17 protein-coding genes and 1 pseudogene are annotated in these 20,779 nt (G+C 69.9%); 7 read left to right on the plus strand and 11 right to left on the minus strand.

Features of this window, described 5'->3' with window-relative positions; all coding sequences use genetic code 11:
- Window positions 1-95 precede the first annotated feature (95 nt).
- From OG386_RS35740 to OG386_RS35755, 4 genes are all read right to left on the minus strand, one after another.
- Window positions 96-1,799: a DUF885 domain-containing protein gene (locus OG386_RS35740; protein ID WP_328791511.1), complete on the minus strand. Its 1,704-nt coding sequence runs from the start codon at window positions 1,797-1,799 to the stop codon at window positions 96-98.
- A 249-nt stretch (window positions 1,800-2,048) separates the two neighbouring features.
- On the minus strand, window positions 2,049-3,512 hold the full coding sequence (locus OG386_RS35745; RefSeq protein WP_328791512.1) for a GNAT family N-acetyltransferase: 1,464 nt from the start codon (window positions 3,510-3,512) through the stop codon (window positions 2,049-2,051).
- Window positions 3,513-3,682: 170 nt separating this feature from the next.
- Window positions 3,683-5,251 carry an alkaline phosphatase D family protein gene (locus tag OG386_RS35750; RefSeq protein WP_328791513.1) on the minus strand — a complete coding sequence of 523 codons (1,569 nt, stop codon included), beginning with the start codon at window positions 5,249-5,251 and terminating at the stop codon, window positions 3,683-3,685.
- A gap of 197 nt (window positions 5,252-5,448) precedes the next feature.
- Complete coding sequence (locus OG386_RS35755) at window positions 5,449-6,300, minus strand: alpha/beta fold hydrolase (protein WP_328791514.1); 852 nt, start codon at window positions 6,298-6,300, stop codon at window positions 5,449-5,451.
- Window positions 6,301-6,588: 288 nt separating this feature from the next.
- On the opposite strand from OG386_RS35755, the gene OG386_RS35760 reads away from it, so the two are divergent.
- Window positions 6,589-7,359, plus strand: coding sequence for a GntR family transcriptional regulator (locus tag OG386_RS35760; protein WP_328791515.1), 771 nt, complete (start codon window positions 6,589-6,591; stop codon window positions 7,357-7,359).
- A 124-nt stretch (window positions 7,360-7,483) separates the two neighbouring features.
- Here OG386_RS35760 and OG386_RS35765 read toward each other — a convergent pair whose 3' ends face one another.
- From OG386_RS35765 to OG386_RS35775, 3 genes are all read right to left on the minus strand, one after another.
- Entirely contained in the window at window positions 7,484-8,638 is a 1,155-nt protein-coding gene (locus OG386_RS35765; protein WP_328791516.1) for an ROK family transcriptional regulator, read from the minus strand.
- Between the two features lie 100 nt (window positions 8,639-8,738).
- The gene (locus OG386_RS35770) at window positions 8,739-9,389 is read right to left on the minus strand and encodes a response regulator (protein WP_266599050.1); all 651 of its coding nucleotides are present in this window, start codon (window positions 9,387-9,389) and stop codon (window positions 8,739-8,741) included.
- Between the two features lie 4 nt (window positions 9,390-9,393).
- The gene (locus OG386_RS35775) at window positions 9,394-10,569 is read right to left on the minus strand and encodes a sensor histidine kinase (RefSeq protein WP_328791517.1); all 1,176 of its coding nucleotides are present in this window, start codon (window positions 10,567-10,569) and stop codon (window positions 9,394-9,396) included.
- 108 nt (window positions 10,570-10,677) lie between these two features.
- Here OG386_RS35775 and OG386_RS35780 point away from each other — a divergent pair, with 108 nt between their 5' ends.
- The 3 genes from OG386_RS35780 to OG386_RS35790 are packed head-to-tail and all read left to right on the plus strand — an operon-like array spanning window position 10,678 to window position 12,854.
- A complete protein-coding gene (locus OG386_RS35780) occupies window positions 10,678-11,589 on the plus strand; it encodes an ATP-binding cassette domain-containing protein (RefSeq protein ID WP_328791518.1) in 912 nt (303 codons plus the stop codon).
- Between the two features lie 37 nt (window positions 11,590-11,626).
- The gene (locus OG386_RS35785; protein ID WP_328791519.1) at window positions 11,627-12,376 is read left to right on the plus strand and encodes an ABC transporter permease; all 750 of its coding nucleotides are present in this window, start codon (window positions 11,627-11,629) and stop codon (window positions 12,374-12,376) included.
- Window positions 12,377-12,416: 40 nt separating this feature from the next.
- Complete coding sequence (locus tag OG386_RS35790) at window positions 12,417-12,854, plus strand: hypothetical protein (RefSeq protein ID WP_328791520.1); 438 nt, start codon at window positions 12,417-12,419, stop codon at window positions 12,852-12,854.
- Here the strand turns inward: OG386_RS35790 and OG386_RS35795 are convergent.
- Window positions 12,838-13,299, minus strand: coding sequence for a mismatch-specific DNA-glycosylase (locus OG386_RS35795; protein WP_443053326.1), 462 nt, complete (start codon window positions 13,297-13,299; stop codon window positions 12,838-12,840). The two genes, OG386_RS35790 and OG386_RS35795, sit on opposite strands and share 17 nt — an antisense overlap.
- 13 nt (window positions 13,300-13,312) lie before the next feature.
- Between OG386_RS35795 and OG386_RS35800 the strand changes: the two genes are divergently transcribed.
- From OG386_RS35800 to OG386_RS35810, 3 genes are all read left to right on the plus strand, one after another.
- Window positions 13,313-14,509 carry a tyrosine-type recombinase/integrase gene (locus tag OG386_RS35800; protein WP_328791523.1) on the plus strand — a complete coding sequence of 399 codons (1,197 nt, stop codon included), beginning with the start codon at window positions 13,313-13,315 and terminating at the stop codon, window positions 14,507-14,509.
- On the plus strand, window positions 14,472-16,946 hold the full coding sequence (locus OG386_RS35805; protein ID WP_328791524.1) for a tyrosine-type recombinase/integrase: 2,475 nt from the start codon (window positions 14,472-14,474) through the stop codon (window positions 16,944-16,946). The genes OG386_RS35800 and OG386_RS35805 overlap by 38 nt, the downstream gene beginning before the upstream one ends.
- Window positions 16,947-17,116: 170 nt before the next feature.
- Entirely contained in the window at window positions 17,117-18,238 is a 1,122-nt protein-coding gene (locus tag OG386_RS35810) for a tetratricopeptide repeat protein (RefSeq protein WP_328791525.1), read from the plus strand.
- A 64-nt stretch (window positions 18,239-18,302) separates the two neighbouring features.
- Here the strand turns inward: OG386_RS35810 and OG386_RS35815 are convergent.
- From OG386_RS35815 to OG386_RS35825, 3 genes and pseudogenes are all read right to left on the minus strand, one after another.
- A pseudogene (locus OG386_RS35815) lies at window positions 18,303-18,461 on the minus strand (uracil-DNA glycosylase family protein); the annotation flags it as partial.
- Complete coding sequence (purB, locus tag OG386_RS35820) at window positions 18,458-19,891, minus strand: adenylosuccinate lyase (RefSeq protein WP_328791526.1); 1,434 nt, start codon at window positions 19,889-19,891, stop codon at window positions 18,458-18,460. The gene purB and the pseudogene OG386_RS35815, both read right to left, overlap by 4 nt.
- 71 nt (window positions 19,892-19,962) lie before the next feature.
- On the minus strand, window positions 19,963-20,745 hold the full coding sequence (locus OG386_RS35825; protein WP_328791527.1) for an SGNH/GDSL hydrolase family protein: 783 nt from the start codon (window positions 20,743-20,745) through the stop codon (window positions 19,963-19,965).
- Window positions 20,746-20,779: the final 34 nt, after the last annotated feature.

Genomic DNA, 20,779 nt, shown 5'->3' on the forward strand with positions numbered 1-20,779 from the left:
GGCGCCGAGGACCTGGACGGGCCCACGAGAACGGGCCGCTCATCCCCCCGGGAATGAGCGGCCCGTCCGTCCTTCGCCGCCGGGCGGCCCGTCCGTCAGAGCTTCGACAGCTCGTCCACCAGATCGTCCAGCCCCAGCGAACCCTGCGACAGCGCCGCCATGTGCCAGGCCTTCAGGTCGAAGGAACCGCCGTGCGCGGCACGCGCGTTGTCCCGTCCCAGGAGCCAGGCGCGCTCACCCAGCTTGTAGCCGATCGCCTGTCCCGGCATCGACAGGTAGCGGGTCAGCTCGCTCTCGACGAAGTCCGCCGGCCGGCCGCTGTGCAGGCCGAAGAACTCCTGCGCCAGGTCCACCGTCCACTGCTCGCCCGGGTGGAACGGCGAGTCCGCCGGGATCTCCAGGCCCACGTGCATGCCGATGTCCACGATGACCCGCGCCGCGCGCATCATCTGGCAGTCCAGGTATCCCAGGCGCTGCTCGGCGTCCTTGAGGTAGCCCAGCTCGTCCATCAGCCGCTCCGCGTACAGCGCCCAACCCTCGGCGTTGGCGCTGACCATGCCGACGGTGGCCTGGTAGCGGGAGAGCTGGTCCGCCACGTGCGTCCACTGCGCCAGCTGCAGGTGGTGGCCCGGCACGCCCTCGTGGTACCAGGTGGACACCAGGTCGTACACGGGGAAGCGGGTCAGGCCCATGGTGGGCAGCCAGGTGCGGCCCGGGCGGGAGAAGTCCTCGGAGGGGGACGTGTAGTACGGGGCCGCGGGGCCGCCCGGCGGGGCGATGCGGGACTCCACCTTGCGGACGCGCTCGGCGAGTTCGAAGTGCGTGCCGTCGAGGTTCTCGATGGCCTCGTCCATCAGGCCCTGCAGCCAGGCCTGGACCTCGTCGACGCCCTCGATGTGGGTGCCGTGCTCGTCCAGGTGCTTCAGCGCCTCCCAGGGGCCGGCGCCCGGGAGGATCTTGGCCGCCTCGGACTTCATCTCGGCGAGCAGTCGGTGGTACTCCGACCAGCCGTAGGCGTACGCCTCTTCCAGGTCCAGGTCGGTGCCGTTGAAGAAGCGGGCCCAGCGGGCGTAGCGCTCGCGGCCCACGGTGTCGGGCTTGCCCTCGACGGCCGGGGCGTACACCGAGCGCATCCAGTCGCGCAGTTCGACGACGGCGGCGGTCGCGCCGGCGGCCGCTGCGTCCAGTTCGGCGCGCAGGGCGTCCGGACCGGCGGAGACGAAGCCCTCGAAGAAGGGCGCCTCGGAGCCGTCCTGGCCGACCCAGGTCGTGAGCTGGCCGATCATGGTGGTGGTGGCGCGGGGGCCGCCGTACAGGCCGCGCTCCAGGCCGAGCCCGAGGCTCTCGCGGTAGCCGGCGAAGGCGGCCGGTACGGCGCGCAGGCGCTCGGCGATCGCCGACCAGTCCTCGTCGGTGTCGGCGGGGGTCAGGGAGAAGATCTCACGGACGGAGTGCGCGGGGCTGTGGATGTTGCTGACCGCGCACAGGTCCTCGTCCGCCTCCAGTACGGCGAGCTCGGCGGTCAGGCGCTCGCGCAGCAGCCGGGCGCAGCGGCGTTCGGCGTCGCTGTCGGCGCCGGGCTCCGACTCGGCCGCGTCGAGGCGGGTGAGGGTCTCGCGGATGAGCTCGGCCACGGCCGCACGGCCCGCCGGGGAGTAGTCCGGGAGCTTGCTCGAACTCGAGGCGACACCGAGGTAGGTGCCCGTGATCGGGTCGAGGGCGATGAGGTCGTCGACGTACGCGTCGGCCACCTGGCGGGGCAGCCGCGGTGCACTGCCGTTGTGGAGGGTCTCTGACATGCGGACATCTTCGTATGCGGGACGGGTTCCCGTCATCACCGATTGCCGCCGGACTGCTGACGCGGGCCGGAGCGGGGCCGGTAGTGCGTGCGAAAAATCTTCAACCACCGTGCTGGACAAGCCACTTCACGTCCCGGAGGTCATGGCCTTCGGGGACGTGGCGCGCGCAGCTTGGCCGGATCCCGCCGGAGCCGGGCCCTGGTCGGGGCCGGGTCGGAGCCCGGTCGGGGCCCGGCTCCGGACGGGTCGTCAGGCGCGGCGCCGCGGAGCCGACTGCTCGCGCGGGAGTGCCTGCGGGAGCTCGCGGGGGAATTCGTAGGGCAGCCGGGAGCTGACCGGGGTCGCGTCCAGCCGGGCCGTGATCACCAGGGTGCCCTCCTCGATCTGGTAGTCGAGGGGGAGGCCGAGGCCGCGCATGGCGGCGACCATGCCGGTGTTGGAGGCCTGGGTGACGGCGTACACGCTGTCGCACCCGGCCTCGACGGCCATGGCGAGGAGTCGGCGGAGCAGCTCGGAACCGATGCCGCGGCGCTGCCAGTCGTCTTCGATGAGCAGGGCGACCTCGGTCTCGTCTCCGTCCCACAACAGGTGGCCGAGGGCGACGAGCTTGCCGGAGGCGGTGGTCGCGGCGAGGGTGCGGCCGAAGCGGGGGCTCAGCAGGTGGCCGAGGTAGCGGTCGGCGTCGCTCACGGGGCCGTGGTAGCGCAGCGACAGCGTGCGCTCGGAGCAGCGGTCGTGCATGGCCCGGGCGGCCGCTCGGTCGGAGCCGTCGGCGCGGCGCACGGTGATCTCGTTGCCCTCGGGCAGGGTCAGTACGTCCTGACTGCGCGGGACGCGGGGGCCGAGCCGGGCGTCGAGTTCGACGAGGGCGCGGGCCCGGGCGAACTCGGTCGGGGTGAAGGGAAGGTAGGGCCGCTCCACGGTGATCGCACCGCCGGAGGGGTCGCGCAGCCGCATGACGGTGGCCTCCAGGACCCCCTCGACCGGGGCGTCCGCGCCGGCGTTGGGGCGGCCGGAGAGGGTGGTCGCCGGGATCGAGTGGATCGTGCAGCGGCCGAGCAGCTGGCGCAGGGCGAGGGGCAGCTCGGCGGCGTCCAGGGCGGTGCGGGTGGCGAGGCCGAGGACCCGCGTCGGGGTGTCGACCAGGTCGTGGGCGTCGGCGCGCTCGATCCAGGTGCTGTGGCCGCCGGCCCGGGAGATCGCCCGGGTGAGGTCTGCGGAGGGCAGTTCCTGCGGGGCGCGCAGCAGGAACTCGTCGACCGTGCCGCCCTCTGGGAGCGGGTGCGTCTGGAGGGTCAGGATGTCGACGCCGTTGCGGGCGAGGGCGGTGCAGAGGGCGGCCAGGGAGCCCGGCTCGTCCCGGACGGTCGTGCGCATCCGCCAGAGGGCGGTGCTGCTGCCGGCGGTCGTGGGCGCGCTCGCTGCCGTGTCGGAAGTCGCCGACGGGAGCGGCTCCGGATCGCCGGGGGCTGTGCTCCGGGGCGGGGGCGCATGGCTGTGGCGCCGTGCCCACCAGGTGTGGAAGGCCGCCGTCACCAGGAGTACGACGGCCGAGGCCACGAGCAGGACCGGGCCCCTCGGGCCGTGCACGACGAGATTGGCGATGGCGTCGGCGACCGCGACGGCGCAGAACATCGCGGCGAGTTCGACGACGTCGCGGCGCCAGTGGTGACGGTGGGGACGGTGGGCGGAGGCGGGGTTACGGTCAGTCATGCGCACCACTGTGGCGCAGGGGTGTTGCGTGATCACGAACGATCTGTGACCGACTGGTTAAGTGTCCATCTGGCCGATTTCACCCAGTTTTCGGGGCCATTTCCGGATTGCAAGGTCGGAGAGGCCGAGGCCCCCGCGGAGTACGGGGGGCTTCCGGTGACTTCAGGGCGTCACTGTCCCACGCGCCCGGGCTGGAGCGTCCGGGTGAAGAGTACGCCCCCTCCTTGGCGGCGCAGGCGGACGGTGAGTTCCCCGCTGCCGCCGTCGATGTCGACCTCGCCGTAGTACGGAGGGTTCTCGGACGGTGACATGTTGGCGAAGGGAGCCGACTGCACGTAGGCCGTCTCAGGGCCGAAGGTGGCGTCGAGCCGCCCGGCCGGGAAGCCGCCGGCGCCGATCGGGCCGGACACGAACTCCCAGAACGGTGCGAAGTCGGCGAAGGCCGCCCGCTCGGGTGCGTAGTGGTTCGCGGCGGTGTAGTGGACGTCGGCCGTGACCCAGAGGGTGCCCGTGATGCGCTGGTGCTTGATGTGCCGCAGGAGTTCGGCGATCTGGAGCTCGCGGCCCAGCGGAGCGCCCGGGTCGCCCTGGGCCACGGCTTCGAAGTTCGCGGCCCCGTCGGGGACGACGATGCCCAGGGGCATGTCGGCGGCGATGACCTTCCAGGTGGCGCGCGAGCGGCACAGCTCGCGCTTGATCCAGGCGAGCTGCTCGGGGCCGAGGATGCCGATGGGGTCCTCGGCCTGGGAGCCGGGGGAGTTGGCGTTCCGGTAGGTGCGCATGTCGAGCACGAAGACGTCGAGCAGCGGGCCGTACCGCATCACCCGGTACATCCGGCCCTCGGCGCGGCCTCCGCGCAGATCGGTGACGGGGAAGTACTCCCCGAAGGCCTGGCGGGCGCGGGCGGCGAGGGTGTCGGCCTCCTTGACGGTGTATCGGGGGTCGTCGATGAGCTGGCCGGGGTACCAGTTGTTGCGCACCTCGTGGTCGTCCCACTGCGCGAGGACCGGGACCTGGGCGTTGAAGTCGAGCAGATTGCGATCGAGCAGGTTGTAGCGGAAGTTCCCCCGGAACTCGGCGAGCGTCTCGGCGACCTTCGCCTTCTCCTCGGTGGTGACGTTGCGCCAGAGGCTGCCGTCGCGCAGTGGGGCGGTGGCCTTGATCGGCCCGTCGGCGTAGATCGTGTCCCCGCTGAAGAGGAAGAAGTCGGGGTTGCGCAGCCGCATCTCCTCGAAGACGCGGTAGCCGCCGAGGTCGGGGTTGATGCCCCAGCCCTGGCCCGCCAGGTCGCCGGACCACAGGAAGCGCACGTCGTGGCGGCGGGAGACGGGGGTGGTGCGGAAGGTGCCGTGCACCGGCGGGGAGCTGCGGCGGGGGTCGTCGGGGTCGGTCAGGACGACCCGGTAGTGGATCTGCTGGCCGGGCGGCAGGTCGCGCAGCACGGTGGTTCCGGTGAAGTCGCTCGACGGGCCGAGCAGCGGGCCGCGGTGGCGGCGTACGGCGTAGCGGAAGGCCTCGCTCGGGGAGGTCTCGACGTACATCCGCGCCAGGCGGTCGGAACGGGTCCACACGGTGGCCGAGTGGGCGGTGATCTCGCCGGACTGGACGCCCCACAGCGCGCCCGGCCGGCCGGAGCGGGCGAAGGCGGGGGCGGCGAGCGCCGGGGCGGCGATCAGAGCGGAGGACAGGGCGAGGGAACCGCCGATGAGGGACCGTCGGGTGTGCGGGATCGATGCCATCGGTACGTCTCCTGGGGGGCGGCGAGGACGGGTCGGACCAGCGTGCCGTCGCACACCGGCCCGGCCGCGTCGCCCACGCGAACCGCGGATGAACAACCGTCAGCCGCTCATTCGTTCATCTGTTCAGGTGTTTGGCCGGTTCGGTCGGTTCGGTTGGTTCGGTTGGTTCAGTCGGTTCGGTCGGTGAGGTCGACCTTTCAGGCGGCCACGAGCCGCACGCTGCGGGCCGTGTCGAGCACCACGCGGGACACGAGGGCCGGATCGTCGTTCATCGGGACGTGGCCGCAGCCCGGGAGTCGGACCAGACGGGCACCGGGGACGGTGTGCTTGGCGCGGATGCCCTGGCGGCGCAGCAGCAGCCGGTCGCGGGTGCCCCAGGCGATGGTGACCGGCATGCCGGGCACGTCGTCGGTGAACCGTACGGAGCCGCCCGCGCCCAGCGTGTCCTCGAAACCGGTGGCGTCGCGCAGGGCGAGCGTCTCGGCGACGACCGCCTCGGCCGGGCGGCGGGACGGGCGGGCGTAGATGGTGCCGGTGAGCGCGGCTCGGCCGGCGGCGGTGCGCGCGAGCCGTCGTACGGCGGGCAGCGGCAGCGCCTTGGCGCCGGCGCGCATCGCGAGGAGGGTGGCGAAGGCGTAGCGGCGCTCGGCCTCGGTCCAGAACCCGGCGGGGGAGAGGGCGGTGACGGAGCGGACGAGGTTGCTCCGGCCCATTTCCAGGGCGAGCAGACCGCCGAGCGAATTGCCCGCGACGTGCGGGCGCTCGACGCCGAGGGCCGTGCAGAGTGCCCCGAGGGCCGGAGCCACGGTCCCCAGGGAGTAGGGGACGCCCTTGGGCAGGGGCTCCGAGACGCCGAAGCCGGGCAGGTCAACGGCGATCACGTCGTGCTCGGCGGCCAGGATGTCGATCACCGGGTGCCAGGCCTGGAGGTGATGGCCTATGCCGTGCAGCAGGAGAAGCGGTTCGCCGGCGCCTTTGCGCTCGTAGGCGACGGTGGTGGGGCGGGGGCCGAGCGGCGAATCGATCGTGAAGGAGACCGTGGCGGTCATGCTGCTCCTCGTCGGTTGGACGCGTGCAAGACAGGATGTCAGTAGTGCCTACCGCCATGATTACCGTCCGGTAGCCCTTGACTACAAGCCTTCCGTGCCTACGAGAACATCCCGTGAACGGCTTGATACGTATGCCCGTTCTGCCCGGCAAAGGTATGAGCATTGGTCTTGACCAAGGGGGTGCGTCGTCCTATCGTCGCAGGGATAGTGCAGGAACCTTTAATAAACAAAGGCGCGGAACTGCCGCTGAAACACACGGCGAGTGCAGCGATGGCAGGAGGAGTCAGGGTGGGGACCACGCAGCTCGAAACGGCACCGGAGCCGAAGTACTGGCACCTCAAGACCGTCCTCAGCGAGGCGCTCGACCAGGACTTCGCCGTCGGCGAGGTGCTGCCCAACGAGCGTGACCTCGCGGCCCGTTTCGGTGTCGCCCGCGCGACCCTGCGTCAGGCGCTGGAGCAGCTGGAGCTCGAAGGCCGGCTGCAGCGCCGCCGTGGCGTGGGTACCACCGTCGCCCCGCCGCGCGTCGGTGTCGCCGTGGGCAGTGCGCAGCACGGTTGGCCCGGCGAGAGCGCCGACGGCTGGGAGCCGCTCGACGCGGCCGAGACCCTGCCGACGGCCGCGGTGCTGAAACTCCTCGGTACCGGTGGCGCCTTCGCCGCCGACCAGCCGGTGCACACGGTGCGCCGGACCCGGGTCACCCACGGTCAGGCCGTCGCCGCCGAACTGCTCTACGTCCCCGCCGCGTCAGTGCCCGGACTCCCTGCCATCGAGGCCCCGGCCGGACCGGCCCGTGCCCGCGCCGTCCTGCGCGAACTGCAGCGGCTGGTGCTCGACGGCCAGGACCGCTCGGTGGAGCTCGGCTCCGCCCGCGCCGACGACGCCAAGGAACTGGACCGCCTGCCCGGCGCCCCGGTGCTCCTGGTCACCACGCGCTACTTCACCTCCGCGGGAACGGCGGCGGTCTCGGTGGCCACCTACCGCGCGGACACCTGCCGCCTCACCTTCGGTGACTCGGGCAACGTCGAGATCACCCACGATTCGCGCGTCGCCTCCTGACACCGTCAGGGGCCCGACCCGGTCCCCGATCCTGCTGAGCGTGTGACTCAGCTACGGCCCGGCCCCGGCAACCAGTTGCCGGGGCCGGGCCGTAGCGGCGCGTACGGGAGGGTGCGAAGCGGGGTCAGCGGCGGGCCGTGACCGTCTTCTCCACCGCGAAGAGCTCCTCCTCGACGTGGTCCAGCGCGAGCCGGAGGGCACCGGTCGCCACCGCGGCCTCGCCGAGCATGGACTGGGCCACCCTCGGCGGGCGCAGGCAGTAGCGCTCCAGCTCCTGGCGGAGGGGCTCCAGGACCCCGTCCAGCCCGGCCGCCCAGCCGCCGACGACCACCAGCTCCGGATCCATCGCCAGGACCAGCGCCGCCACGTCGTGCACCAGCCGTTGCAGGAACCGCTCCACGGCGGCCACTGCCCGCTCGTCGCCCCGCTTGGCCATCGCGAAGACCTCGGCGACGGCGGCCTCGTCCAGCGGATGCAGCGGCTCACCGGTGGTCGACAGCAACCGCTCGGGCGTGACCTCACGGCCCAGCAGGTGCAGGGCGCCGATCTCGCCGGCCGCCCCGCCGAAGCCCCGGTGCAGCCTGCCGCCGATCAGTGAGCCGGCGCCGGGGCTGAGGCCTGCCATCACGAACACCATGTCGCCGGTGTCCCGCGCAGCGCCCTTCCAGTGCTCGGCGACCGCTGCCGCATTGGCGTCGTTCTCCACCTGGACCGGGCAACGGAACGAGCGCCGCAGCCGTTCCCCGAGCGGCAGCCCGGTCCAGCCGGGCAGCGCGGTGCCGAGGCGGACCGTGCCGTCGGCCTCCACGATCCCGGGGCTGCCGACGCCCACCGCCCGCAGCGAGCCCCGTGGCACCCCGGCGCGGCGCAGCAGATCGGCCACTGCCGCCCGTACCCGCTCCAGCCGCTCGTCGGCGGACGCCGTCTCCGCGACGTCCTTGGTACCGGCACCGATGACGCGGCCGTCCAGCCCCGACAGAAGCACCGCGATCCGGTGCGAACCGATCTCGATGCCCAGCAGGTGACCCGCCTCGGTCCGGAAGCGGAACCGCCTGGCCGGGCGGCCCTGCCGTCGCGCGCCCTCCTCCGCGTCCGCCTCGACGACGAGCCCGGTCGCGATCAGTCCCTCGACGACACCCTCGACGGTCGGCCGGGAGAGTCCCGTCAGCCGTGTGAGGTCGGTGAGGGTCGGTGATCCGGCCGTCCGCAGTGCGCGCAGCACCACGGCGGAATTGATCCGCCGGAGCAGAGAGGGGTCCCCGCCGGTCAGCTGCCCCAACGTGTGTCCTCCCAGGTAGCGAGCTTGTCAGCCGGATCGTACTGCCCGCCCGATGCGTCGGCGAGAAGCAGCCCCCCATCGGCCGGAAGCAGACCTTCCCTCATGCGGGCGAGACGAACCCCGACTCGTACGCCGTGATCACCGCCTGCGTCCGGTCCCGCGCCCCCAGCTTGGCCAGGATCGCGCTGACGTGGGACTTGACCGTCTCCGTGCCGATGATCAACTCGGCGGCGATCTCCACGTTCGTGAGCCCCCGCGCCATCAGCCGCAGCACCGCCTCCTCCCGCTCGGTCAGGGCGGCCCGCTCCAGCGTCGCCCTGGCCTGCCGGTTGCCGTACTCCGCCGCCAGGGCCCGCACGGCCGCCGGGAAGAGCAGCGTCTCGCCCTCCGCCACCAGCCGTACCGCGTGCACGATCTCCGAAGGCCGGGCCCGCTTCAGCAGGAACCCGTCCGCTCCCGCCCGCAGCGCCTGGTAGACGTACTCGTCGTTCTCGAAGGTGGTCACCACGAGGATCTTCGGAGGGGAGTCCACCGTCCGCAGCACCGCACGGGTCGCCTCGATCCCGTCGAGGAGCGGCATCCGCACGTCCATCGCCACCACATCCGGCCGCAACTGTCGGACCAGCGGGATCACGGAGGCCCCATCGGCCGCCTCACCCACCACCTCGATGTCGGGCTGGGCCTCCAGGACGGCGCGCAGACCCGCACGCACCAGGGGTTCGTCGTCGACGAGCAGTACGGTAACCGGCATCCGGTCAGCGTATTCGCTCCAGCGGCAGCCGGGCGCGCACTCTCCAACCGCCCTCGTACAGACCGGTTTCGGCCTCGCCGCCGAGCAGCGCGGCCCGCTCCCGGATCCCGCGCAAGCCGCTGCCGCCGCCGACCGTAACACCGGGGCGTTCCGGCAGCGGGTTCGTCACCTCCAGGTCCAGTCGGCCCGCAGTCATTTCCACCCGAACGCGCACCGGCACCGGGCCGCAATGGCGCAGTACGTTGGTCAGCGCCTCCTGCAGGATCCGGTAACCCTCCCGGGTGACCGGCTCCGGCAACTTCTCCAGCGATCCCGTCAGTTGCGCGTCCACGACGGAGCCGGAGGCCCGGGCCGACTCCAGGAGCCGGTCGGCCTCCGCCAGCGTCGGCCACTGCGACGGCGGCCGACTCGACTCCCGCAGCACCCCCAGCACCCGCTCCAGATCCTCCAGCGCGGCCCGGCCCGTTTCCTCGATCGCGCACAGCGCCCGATCGGTGAAGGCGGGATCACCCGCGGCGCGCGCCGCCCCCGCCTGCACGACGGCCACGGTGAGCGCGTGCCCGATGGAGTCGTGCAGCTCCCGCGCGATGCGGGTGCGCTCCAGCAGTTGCTCCGTGCGTGCTTCCAGCGCGGTCAGCCGTTCGGCAGCGGACGGGCCGAGCAGGCGGGTGGCGGCCGTGGTGATCAACTCGCCGAGGAGGACCACGATGACGATGAGTACGACCAGCGGCACGGGCACGAGCAGTGCGGCGGCCCAGCGCCCGGGTACGAACGGCAGCAAGTGGTCCGGGCCCATGGGATGGCCGATCGCTATCGCGACGAGCTCTACGGGCATGGCCGACAGCCAGACCGTGGCGCCGAACGCACCGACCGCGATGACCATCCGCGTCTCCAGCCACAGCACGGTTCGCCAGCGGTCCCCCCAGTGGGCCGACGGGGCGAGGCTTATGGCGCTGTCGGAGGAGTCGCGGTCGTACGGCGTGAGCAGGAACCGCGCCTGGAGGCCTTCCGCCAGCCGCACCCAGGGCACCAGCCCGAACGGCAGGACGAGCAGCAGCGGCACCCAGGGCCAGCGGGGCATGATGAACATCCATACCGCCAGCAGCAGCAGCGGCACGCAGAGGTGCAACCAGCGTGAATAGGTCACTGGTTGGAACGGGGCGCGCAGCAGTCGGTTCATGACTCCATGGTGGCAGCGCCCTGTTCACGACCGTCTCCCCCACGTGGGGGAGACGCCACCCTCGCACGGGGGAGGGGAGGGGGTGGGGCCGGCGGCGAGTCTTGAGCCATGAACAGCATCGAGATCCGAGAACTCACCAAGCATTACGGCACCCACCGTGCGGTGGACGGCCTCACCTTCGACGTCCTGCCCGGGCGGGTGACCGGCTTCCTGGGCCCCAACGGCGCGGGGAAGTCCACCACGATGCGCCTGCTCCTGGGCCTGGACCGGCCCACATCCGGCACGGCCACGATCGGTGGCCGGCGGTACCTGGAACTGAAGGACCCGCTGCACCGGGTCGGCGCCCTCCTCGACGCCCAGGCGGCCCACGGCGGGCGCACCGCCCACGACCACCTCCGCCTGCTCGCCGCCGCCGGCCGCATCCCGATGCGCCGGGTGGGCGAGGTCCTGGAGCAGACCGGCATGGCCGCCGTCGCGAAGCGGCGGATCAAGTCCTTCTCGCTCGGCATGCGCCAGCGCCTCGGCATCGCCGCCGCACTCATCGGCGACCCCGGAGTGCTCCTGCTGGACGAGCCCACGAACGGCCTCGACCCCGAGGGCATCATCTGGATCCGCGAGCTGATGCGCTCCCTCGCTGCCGAAGGACGCGCCGTCCTGGTCTCCAGCCATCTGATGTCGGAAACCTCGGCGCTCGCCGACCACCTGGTCGTGCTCGGCAGGGGCAAGCTGCTCGCCGACACCTCGATGGAGTCGTTCATCGACGCCCGCAGCACCCCGAGAGCGCGCCTGCGGACCTCCGACCCGGTCCGGCTACGGGCCGCGCTGGCCCGGGACGACCTCGAGTTGGTGGCCGCCGACGACGGGCGATGGACCGTCGAGGGCATACGGGCCGAGCAGCTCGGCACCCTGGCCGCCCGCGAGGGGGTTCCCCTGCTGGAACTGTCCGACGAGCGCGCCTCGCTGGAGCAGGCCTACCTCGACCTCACCGCCGATCACGCGCAGTTCAGCGCGGCCCACTGACCGTCCACCCGCTCCCGTACCCTCAGGAGGCTTCGCCATGAGCGCCGCACTGCCCACGATCCCCGTACTGCACTCGGAATGGATCAAGATCAGGTCCCTCCGGGGCACGTTCTGGTCGCTGATATCCGTCCTCGTCCTCACCGTGGGCGTCCAGGCGCTGGCGGCTGCGGCCCTGGGCGGGGCCGAAGACGGCGCCATGGGGGACGACCCGCTCCTCGCGGCCTTCTACGGGCTCAACTTCGGCCAGATCGCGGCCATCGCCTTCGGGGCCACCGCCTTCTCCGCCGAGTTCCACAACGGAGCCCTGCGCACCAGCCTCACCGCTGTGCCCCACCGCACGCGGTTCTACTGGTCGAAGCTCTCGATGCTGGTCGCGCTCGTCCTCGTGGCCGGCCAGCTCGCGGGATGGCTGACCTTCGTGGCCGGGCAATCGTTCATGGGGCAGGACGCCCTTGAACTGGGCGACCCCGGTACCGTGCGGGCCGTTGTCGGCTGCAGTCTCTACCTGACCCTCATGACGCTGTTCGCGGCCGGGCTCACGGCGGTGCTGCGCAGCGGGGTGGCCGTCCTCGGCATCCTCATACCCTTCGTCGTCATGGTGTCCTTCATCGTGGGCGCGGCAGCGGACGGGGTGGGGCAGTTCATGCCGGACCGAGCCGGGCAGGCGATGATGCGCAGCCAGCAGTACGGCGACCTCGGCCCGTGGGCCGGGCTGGGAGTGCTGGCGCTGTGGGCGCTGACCGCGGTACTGGGGGGCTTGCTGGCGGTACGCCGCCGGGACGCGTGACGCCGGGCCAGTTGTCAGTGGCCCTCGGGATACTGACGGTATGACCACGGCAGAGCACCTCGACACGATCGACCGGCTCCGGGAGAAGGAGTTCCCGCCCGAGCCGGTCCGGACCGGAGGAAACAGCAGCGGCCCGGGATTCCACCTGGTTCAGCTCGCCCGGACGCGGAGCTTCTGGGACGACGACGGCTCGGGCCGGATCGAGGCAGCCGACCAGATCGGTGCCGAGTACGGGGCGCTCGCCCAGGCCGCGACCGACCGGTGGGGGGAGCCGCAGGTCTTCAGCCTGGGAACGCTGAGGGACCGCGGATTCGCCGGGGAGGAGATACCGCAGCCGTGGGACGAGCTGGGCAGCAGTACCGACCACGTGCACCTGTGGCGGGTCGGCGCCCACTGGCTGGTGGTCTACGTGGCGCAGTGGGCCGGCCAGGACCCATACCAGCTGATGGCAGGGGTCACCGTCACCGACCCGCCGTAGGGGGTGCCTCGTCCGCCTCGGCGGCCGTGCGGAGGCGGGCGTACTCCTGGGCCATGGACTCGGCGGTCCAGTGGGCGTTGAGACCGCTGGGGTTGGGGAGGGCCCAGATCCGGGTGGAGCCGATGGTGCGCTCCTGGGGGCCGATCTGCGCCTTCTTCTCGCCGAAGGCCGTGCGGTAGGCGGTCACTCCCACCACCGCCAGCCACTGGGGGCGCAGCAGTTCCACCTTGGCCGTCAGGATGCGGCCCCCCTCGCGGAACTCCTCGGCGCTCAGTTCGTCGGCGCGGGCCGTGGCCCGGGCCACGACGTTGGTGATGCCGAGACGGTAGGTCAGCAGCTCTTCCTGCTCCGCGGGGGCGAGGCGGCGCGGGGTGAAGCCCGAGAGGTGCACAGTTATCTGCACTGCCTCTCCTCGTTGGTCTCGGTGCTGGTTCCCGAGATCAATGAGGAGAGCACGAGTGGACCTGCGGCACGAACTGATGGAGGGGCGCGCGGACATTCCCCGCGTCGGGGCGGTGATTCCGGCGAGGTGGGTGCACCCTCCGTACGTCGTCGTTAACGGGTACGACGACGAGATCAAGCCGGCCACCGCGTACCTGCGAGACCTGGCCCTGAGCGACAGCAGTCCGCTGACGATCCGCAGCTACGGTTATGGCCTGTTGCGCTGGTTCCGACTGCTGTGGCTGCTCGGGGTCGCTTGGGAGAGGGCGACCGAGGCCGAAACGGCGGTCCTGGCCGGATGGCTGCGGACGGCGTCGAACCCTCAGCGGCAGCGGAAGTCGGCCGACAGCCCTGCTCCGGGCTCGGTGAACTTGCGCACCGGCAAGCCGGTCCTCCGTGCCGGCTACGCGCCACGGACGATCAACCACGCCCTGTCGGTGGTGAGCGGGTTCTACGAGTTCCATGCTCATCAGGGCAACGGGCCGGTCACCAACCCCGTTCCGGTCTCCCCGCAGCGACGCCGGGCCTTGGCCCATCGCAGTCCACTGGAGCCCCGGCCGGTTCTGGGCAGGTCCCGGCTGCGACAGAAGGTGGCAGACCGACCGCCGAGGTCGATCCCCGATCACCTGTGGGATGAGTTGTTCGAGCGCATGGGATGTGAGCGTGACCGCGCACTGCTGGAGTTCTATGTCTCCAGCGGTGCCCGGGCCGAGGAACTGCTCGGCGTCGGTATCGGCGACCTCGATTGGGCTGGCCAGCGTATCTACGTGATCTCGAAAGGCTCGCGGGAGCGCCAGGCCATCCCGGCTTCGCCGCAGGCATTCGTGCGGCTGGCCCGCTACCTCGACGAGACCGGCACTCCGCCCGCAAACGAGCCGCTGTGGCGAGCTCGCCGAGGGGCAGATCGGCCCTTGTCCTACTGGGCCATGAGGCGCATCCTCCAGCGCGCCAACAAGGAGTTGGCCACCAACTGGACGCTTCACGACCTGCGGCACACCGCTGCGAGCCGCATGGCCAACGGCGGCAAGCTCACGCTGCCCGAGGTGCAGGCCATCCTGCGGCACGCCAACATCCAGACGACCAGTCGCTATCTGGCGGTGCGTGTCGAGGAGCTCTTCGACAAGCTCACCGAGCACTACAACACCCCGCGCGTTGAACGGAGCTACCCCACCGGCTATGACGCTGCCGACATCGCGGCGGTGTTCGGTGCCTAAGTCCCAGCTCAGCCCCACGACGGGCGCTAGCCGGCGGCACGGCCCGGTGGCCGAGGGGCTTGAATTCGCCAGCCGTTTCGTCGGAGGACCGATCAAGCCGAAAGCAGCCGTCGCCGCGGTTCCGCCCCGCCCGCATGGGGAACTGTCCGTCGCCTCCATCGCCCACATCGGCGGGCTCGCCGCCACATTGTGGGAGGACGCGGGGAAGTCGACCCGTGGCCAGCGTGCCCAAGCGACCCGCTGCGTGCTGAAATACCTACTCGACTTCCCCGGCCAGACGTGGCAGGAACGATGGGATGCCAGTCCGATCGGACAAGGGCTGGTCGGTGCAAACACTCTGGGCACCCGACGCACTACAGGTATGGCCATCCCTCCTGGTGTCCGGGCGCTCTACTGCCTGCGCGTGATTCAGCCGTCCCTGCTCACCTTCCGGCGCAACGTCCTGCACAACTTCGCGCCGATGTTCGTCGCTGCCCAGGACGACCCGCTCCTGCACAAGTACGCCGCGCAGGTCCAAGCGCACCCACTGCGGCACATCCACCGCAGGGAGGCGCTGTCAGAGATGTGCACTCTGCTCGCAGTCCAGGGGGTCCGACTCAGCGATGTGACGCCGGCCGCCGTTCTGCACTTCACCCAGGAAAACCGTCGGGCTCGCAGTGCTCTCCAACCGGGGAACACAGTGGCCAACCGGTTGGTGGGCCAGGGGATGTGGAACGTCCTGCACGCCATGGGGCACTTCCCGCCCTCGACACCGGTCACGCTGAGGGCCGCTTTGATGCGAGGCCAGCGCACCGTCGAGGAATTGGTCGATCAGTACCCCATCCGCAACCGGTCGGTGCGGGGATTGTTGATTGATTACTTCACACGACGCAGGGTCGACACGGACTACTCAACGCTGAAGCAACTCGTCCTGCTGGTCGCCCATCACTTCTGGGAGCGGATCGAGCGGGTCAACCCTGAACAGGCCGATCTGCGGATTTCTCCCGAGCACTATGCCGCCTGGCGGCAGACCATCATGGTCAAGGACAACGGTAAGCCTCGCGCCGGCCAGGACAGCATCATCATCGCGGTCCGCAGCTTCTACTACGACCTCCACACCTGGGCCGCCGAAGAGCCTGAACGCTGGGCCGCGTGGGTCGCCCCCTGCCCCGTCCCGCCCAGCGAACTACACGGTCTCGGCACCCGCCGCCGCCGGATCAACGAACGCTCAGCCAACCGCACCCGCCAACGACAGCCGCTGCTGCCGGTCCTGGTCGAACATGTGGAGATGCGTTATGACCATGCCCGCCTGCTCTTGGACCGTGCCAACAAAGCCTCGGACGGCGAACTTTTCACTCACGACGGGACCGAGTACCGCCGCGTCACTACGGAATCCGACCGCAAGCTCCTCCGCCACGGCGACGCGGTTCCGACACGCGTTATCGAGGAAGCCACCGGCCAGATCAATCACATCGGGACCGAGGAGGAAGCGGCCTTTTGGGAGTGGGCCATGGTAGAGACCCTGAGGCACTCCGGAGTGCGGGTGGAAGAGCTCGTCGAACTTACCCACCTGAGCGTTCGCCAATACCAACGGGCAAACGGCGAGGTCATCGCGTTGCTGGTGGTCGCCCCGTCGAAGACGGACCGTGAGCGCGTCATTCCGATGTCCGCCGAGCTGTTCCATGTCATCGCATCGATCATTCGTCGCCACACGCGGACCGGCCGTCCGATCCCACTTGTCAGCCGGTATGACTCGCACGACAAAGAGTGGAGTGCCCCCATGCCGTTCCTCTTCCAACGGCAGAACGGCACAACACCTGCCGTGTTCAGCACGGCCGCCGTCCAAGAGATGATCGGCCGACGTGGTCAGGCCCTCGCCGAAGTCCACCCCGGCTTCCGCGGACTGAAGTTCACTCCCCACGACTTCCGCAGAATCTTCGCCACCGAGCTTGTCAACAGTGGCCTGCCGATCCATATCGGAGCCGCCTTGCTGGGCCACCTCAGCATCCAGACCACCCGTGGATACGTGGCGGTCTTCGATGAGGATGTAGTCCGCCACTACCAGGAGCATCTCCATCGACGACGCAACGTTCGGCCCGAGGGCGAGTACCGCAACGCAACGGATCAGGAATGGGCAGAATTCGACGAGCACTTCGACCGCCGCAAGGTCGAACTCGGCTCCTGTGGGCGACCTTATGGCACACCCTGCCAGCATGAACACGCTTGCATTCGTTGCCCCATGCTCCGCATCAACCCCAAGATGCTCGCCCGCCTTGAAGAACTTGAAGCCGACCTCCTCGCCCGCCTTCGACGGGCCGAAGAAGAGAACTGGCTCGGCGAGGTCGAAGGCATCAACCTCACGCTCACCTTCCTGCAAGCCAAACGCGAGGAGACCGAACGGCAGGCCCGACGTCCCAGCGTCAGCCTCGGTATCCCCAAGCTCCGGCGGGCTAAGTAAACTCGACCGCCGTGCCCGCGTCGTGAGCTGCCTCGAATCCATACCGCCGAAGCCCCCGGCCGCGCCAAGCACTCTCATGCGTCATGCTTTCACCCCTGCAGCTGTTTTCAAGCGTCCATGTGGCCGAGTCGAATAGCGCTATATGGCACCACATCCTTGATACTTACCCTGTGGCAGTAGATGTCGAGCAGTCGTTCTCCGGTCGAAATATTCATGTTCGCTCTGTCATCCTGGGAACGCTCGCTTCCCTGACGGTAGGGCTAATTGCTATTGCCTTCTTTGTGGGGCAATTCCCTTGGTCGAAAGCATGGCCAATCTTCGGCAGCGCTGTAATTATTGCTGGAGGTGCGGTCGCTGTCGGTACTCTGTTGGGGTTTATCTTTGGCCTTCCGCGAACATTTGATCAACCGCCAAACGAATCTGGCGTCGGCAAACTATCGCAGGTCTTCTTGCTGAAGTACGCCTCGAACGCCAACCTGGACCAGATTTCCGACTGGCTGACGAAGATCATTGTTGGTGTCGGACTCACGCAGCTAGTCAACATTCCCAAAGCCCTCGAATCGCTGGGTGAATCGATCAAACCCGCACTGGGGGACGTAGCCAGCAGCCAAGCGTTCGGAATCGGGTTGATCATTTACGGTTCAGTGGTTGGCTTTCTCTTCGGGTACCTGCTGACACGTCTACGGATGGCTTATGCTCTCACTCTGTCTGAGATTCAGATGAGTATGAGAGCGGAAGGCATCAGCAGGAAGATCCGCGAATTTGATACGGAGTTGATGGTTCCGGAAACCGGCGAGCTGGCAGAGCCTGATGAGTCCGCGACAGCGCGTATTGCCGATCTAAGTAGACTTGTCAAGAAGCTCGAACAAGCCGGTGGTCGGCTCGATGTCGACGCCTACCGACGCCTTGCTCGGCAGCTTAAGAAGGCTGGCAAGTATACAGAGGCGGAGCGTGCATACATGAAGGCAGCCGAGCTCTCCCCGAATGATCCAAGTCCGCTGAATTTCGCCGGTGTCATTAGAAGTAAGTATCTTAACGACCCTGCCGGCGCAAGAGAATATTACCTTCGCGCAATCTCGCTGGATCCGACTTACGCCTCCGCCATGTACAACATGGCTTGCAATGAGATGCGCCTTGGCCGTGCCGAAGAAGCGTTGAAATTGCTTGCTGTGGTTGTCTCGGATCCCAAATATCGTGATCTTGCCGAGGAGGACGCTGGTCCAGGCGGACCGTTCGAATCCGTGAAGGACGACCCTGAGTTCCAGAGGTTGGTGCAACGGGAGGAAGAGTAGAGTTCGGGCGGATTGTTCGAGAACTAAACGGCCATGTCACTCAGACGGGTGAAGTGCAGAGAAGCAGGACGGGCCAGAACCGGTTGCCGGGGCGGGCGAAGTGGTGGCCGGTCGCGGCGGAGAGGAGTCCGGGGTTGATTCCGCAGAAGAGCACACGCAGACCGCCCGCGACCACGTCCGGGAGGACGCGGTCGCGGGCGGCGTTCAGCTCGTCGGGGGTCAGAGGATCGACCCCGGCGCGTACCCGGCGGCCTCCGGGTGCTGCTTGGCGATCGCCTCGATGCGGGAGACCACCACTGCGACCTGGTCGCCCGCAGCGCCCGTGAACGACAGCTTGTCGGCCATCAGGGCGTCGAGCTGGGCCCGGTCCAGCGGCATCCGCTCGTCGGCGGCCAGCTTGTCCAGCAGCTCGTTGCGCTCGGCGCCCTGCTCGCGCATGGCGAGCGCGGAGGCCACCGCGTGCTCCTTGATGACCTCGTGGGCGGCCTCGCGGCCCACGCCGGCCCGCACCGCGCCCATCAGGACCTTGGTGGTCGCGAGGAAGGGCAGGTAGCGGTCCAGCTCGCGGGCGACGACCGCCGGGAAGGCGCCGAACTCGTCGAGGACCGTCAGGAAGGTTTCCAGCAGGCCGTCGAAGGCGAAGAAGGCGTCCGGCAGGGCCACGCGGCGGACCACGGAGCAGGAGACGTCGCCCTCGTTCCACTGGTCGCCGGCCAGCTCGCCGGTCATCGAGGCGTAGCCGCGCAGGATGACCATCAGGCCGTTCACGCGCTCGCAGGAGCGGGTGTTCATCTTGTGCGGCATCGCGGAGGAACCGACCTGGCCGGGCTTGAAGCCCTCGGTCACCAGCTCGTGGCCGGCCATCAGGCGGATGGTCTTGGCGATCGACGACGGGGCGGCGGCCAGCTGCACCAGCGCGGTGACCACGTCGTAGTCGAGCGAGCGCGGGTAGACCTGGCCGACCGAGGTGAAGGCCTGGGCGAAGCCGAGGTGGGCGGCGATCCGCTGCTCCAGGTCGGCCAGCTTGGCGGCGTCGCCGCCCAGCAGGTCGAGCATGTCCTGGGCGGTGCCGACGGGGCCCTTGATGCCGCGCAGCGGGTAGCGGCCCAGCAGGTCCTCGAGGCGGTCGTAGGCCACCAGCAGCTCGTCGGCCGCGGTCGCGAAGCGCTTGCCCAGGGTGGTGGCCTGCGCGGCCACGTTGTGGGAGCGACCGGCCATGACCAGCTCGGCGTGCTCGCCGGCCAGCTTGCCGAGGCGGGTGAGGACGGCGACCGTGCGGTCCCGGGCGAGCTCCAGCGAGAGCCGGATCTGCAGCTGCTCGACGTTCTCGGTCAGGTCGCGGGAGGTCATGCCCTTGTGGACGTGCTCGTGACCGGCGAGGGCGTTGAACTCCTCGATGCGGGCCTTCACGTCGTGCCGGGTGACCTTCTCGCGCTCGGCGATGGAGGCGAGGTCGACGGTCTCGAGGACGCGCTCGTAGTCGGCGAGGGCCTCGTCCGGGACCTCGATACCGAGGTCCTTCTGGGCGCGCAGCACGGCGAGCCACAGCCGCCGCTCCAGCGTCACCTTGTACTCGGGGGACCACAGGACGGCGAGCTCCGCGGAGGCGTAGCGGCCGGCCAGGACATTGGGGATGCGGGGCTTGGCAGTCACGTGGAGGGATTCTACTTGGGCCGCCGCTGTGTGTTTACGCAGGTAGGGCCACCACTCGGGATTGTGCCTTGCTACGAGAGCGGCGAGTCCCCGTACGGGAGCAGCTCGGGGCGCTTGGCCGGGCGGCCGTCCCCGGAGGAGCGGCCCGTCAGGCGGCGGCCGATCCAGGGGAGCAGGTGCTGCCGGGCGAAGCTCAGGTCCTGGGCCCGGCGTACGGTCCAGCCCGGGGGAGCGGCGGCGGGCAGTTCGGTGCGCCAGTCCAGCTCGGCGGGCAGGCCCAGTGCCTGCCAGACGGCCTCCGCCACCCGGCGGTGGCCCTCGGCGGTCAGGTGCAGCCGGTCGACGTCCCACATCCGGGGGTCCGCGAGTACCGAGGCCCCGTACAGGTCGACCACCACGGCGTCGTGCCGGGCGGCGAGCTCCTCGACGGTGGCGAAGAGCTCCTCCATGCGCGGCCGGAAGCGTTCCATCACCGGCCCGTTGCGCCCGGGGGAGCGCATCAGGACGAGGCGCTTGCAGGAGGGGGCGAGGAGTTCCACCGCCGACTCCAGGTGATCGCGGACCCGGCCCATGTCCACCTTGGGGCGCAGGGCGTCGTTGAGCCCGCCCACCAGGGTCACCACGTCGGCCCCCATCGCCGCCGCCACCGGGACCTGGTCCTCGGCGATCTGGCCGATCAGCTTGCCGCGGACCGCGAGGTTCGCGTAGCGGAAGCCCGGCTCCCGAGCGGCGAGGCGGGCGGCCAGCAGATCGGCCCAGCCGCGGTAGGAACCGTCCGGAAGCAGGTCGGACATGCCCTCGGTGAAGGAGTCACCGATCGCGACGAAACTGGTGTAAGAGGCATTCATCTCCATGGCGGAGTGATGTTACCGCGCGGTACCCCGACCC

Origin of the sequence: Streptomyces sp. NBC_00273, assembly GCF_036178145.1 — a bacterium.
Classification (GTDB): domain Bacteria; phylum Actinomycetota; class Actinomycetes; order Streptomycetales; family Streptomycetaceae; genus Streptomyces.

Excerpts from the sequence above, each read along its gene's own strand:
- OG386_RS35740 (WP_328791511.1), bottom strand. The coding sequence starts at position 1,799 with ATGTCAGAGACCCTCCACAACGGCAGTGCACCGCGGCTGCCCCGCCAG.
- OG386_RS35745 (WP_328791512.1), bottom strand. The coding sequence starts at position 3,512 with ATGACTGACCGTAACCCCGCCTCCGCCCACCGTCCCCACCGTCACCAC.
- OG386_RS35750 (WP_328791513.1), bottom strand. The coding sequence starts at position 5,251 with ATGGCATCGATCCCGCACACCCGACGGTCCCTCATCGGCGGTTCCCTC.
- OG386_RS35755 (WP_328791514.1), bottom strand. The coding sequence starts at position 6,300 with ATGACCGCCACGGTCTCCTTCACGATCGATTCGCCGCTCGGCCCCCGC.
- OG386_RS35770 (WP_266599050.1), bottom strand. The coding sequence starts at position 9,389 with ATGCCGGTTACCGTACTGCTCGTCGACGACGAACCCCTGGTGCGTGCG.
- OG386_RS35775 (WP_328791517.1), bottom strand. The coding sequence starts at position 10,569 with ATGAACCGACTGCTGCGCGCCCCGTTCCAACCAGTGACCTATTCACGC.
- OG386_RS35780 (WP_328791518.1), top strand. The coding sequence starts at position 10,678 with ATGAACAGCATCGAGATCCGAGAACTCACCAAGCATTACGGCACCCAC.
- OG386_RS35785 (WP_328791519.1), top strand. The coding sequence starts at position 11,627 with ATGAGCGCCGCACTGCCCACGATCCCCGTACTGCACTCGGAATGGATC.
- OG386_RS35790 (WP_328791520.1), top strand. The coding sequence starts at position 12,417 with ATGACCACGGCAGAGCACCTCGACACGATCGACCGGCTCCGGGAGAAG.
- OG386_RS35805 (WP_328791524.1), top strand. The coding sequence starts at position 14,472 with ATGACGCTGCCGACATCGCGGCGGTGTTCGGTGCCTAAGTCCCAGCTC.
- OG386_RS35825 (WP_328791527.1), bottom strand. The coding sequence starts at position 20,745 with ATGGAGATGAATGCCTCTTACACCAGTTTCGTCGCGATCGGTGACTCC.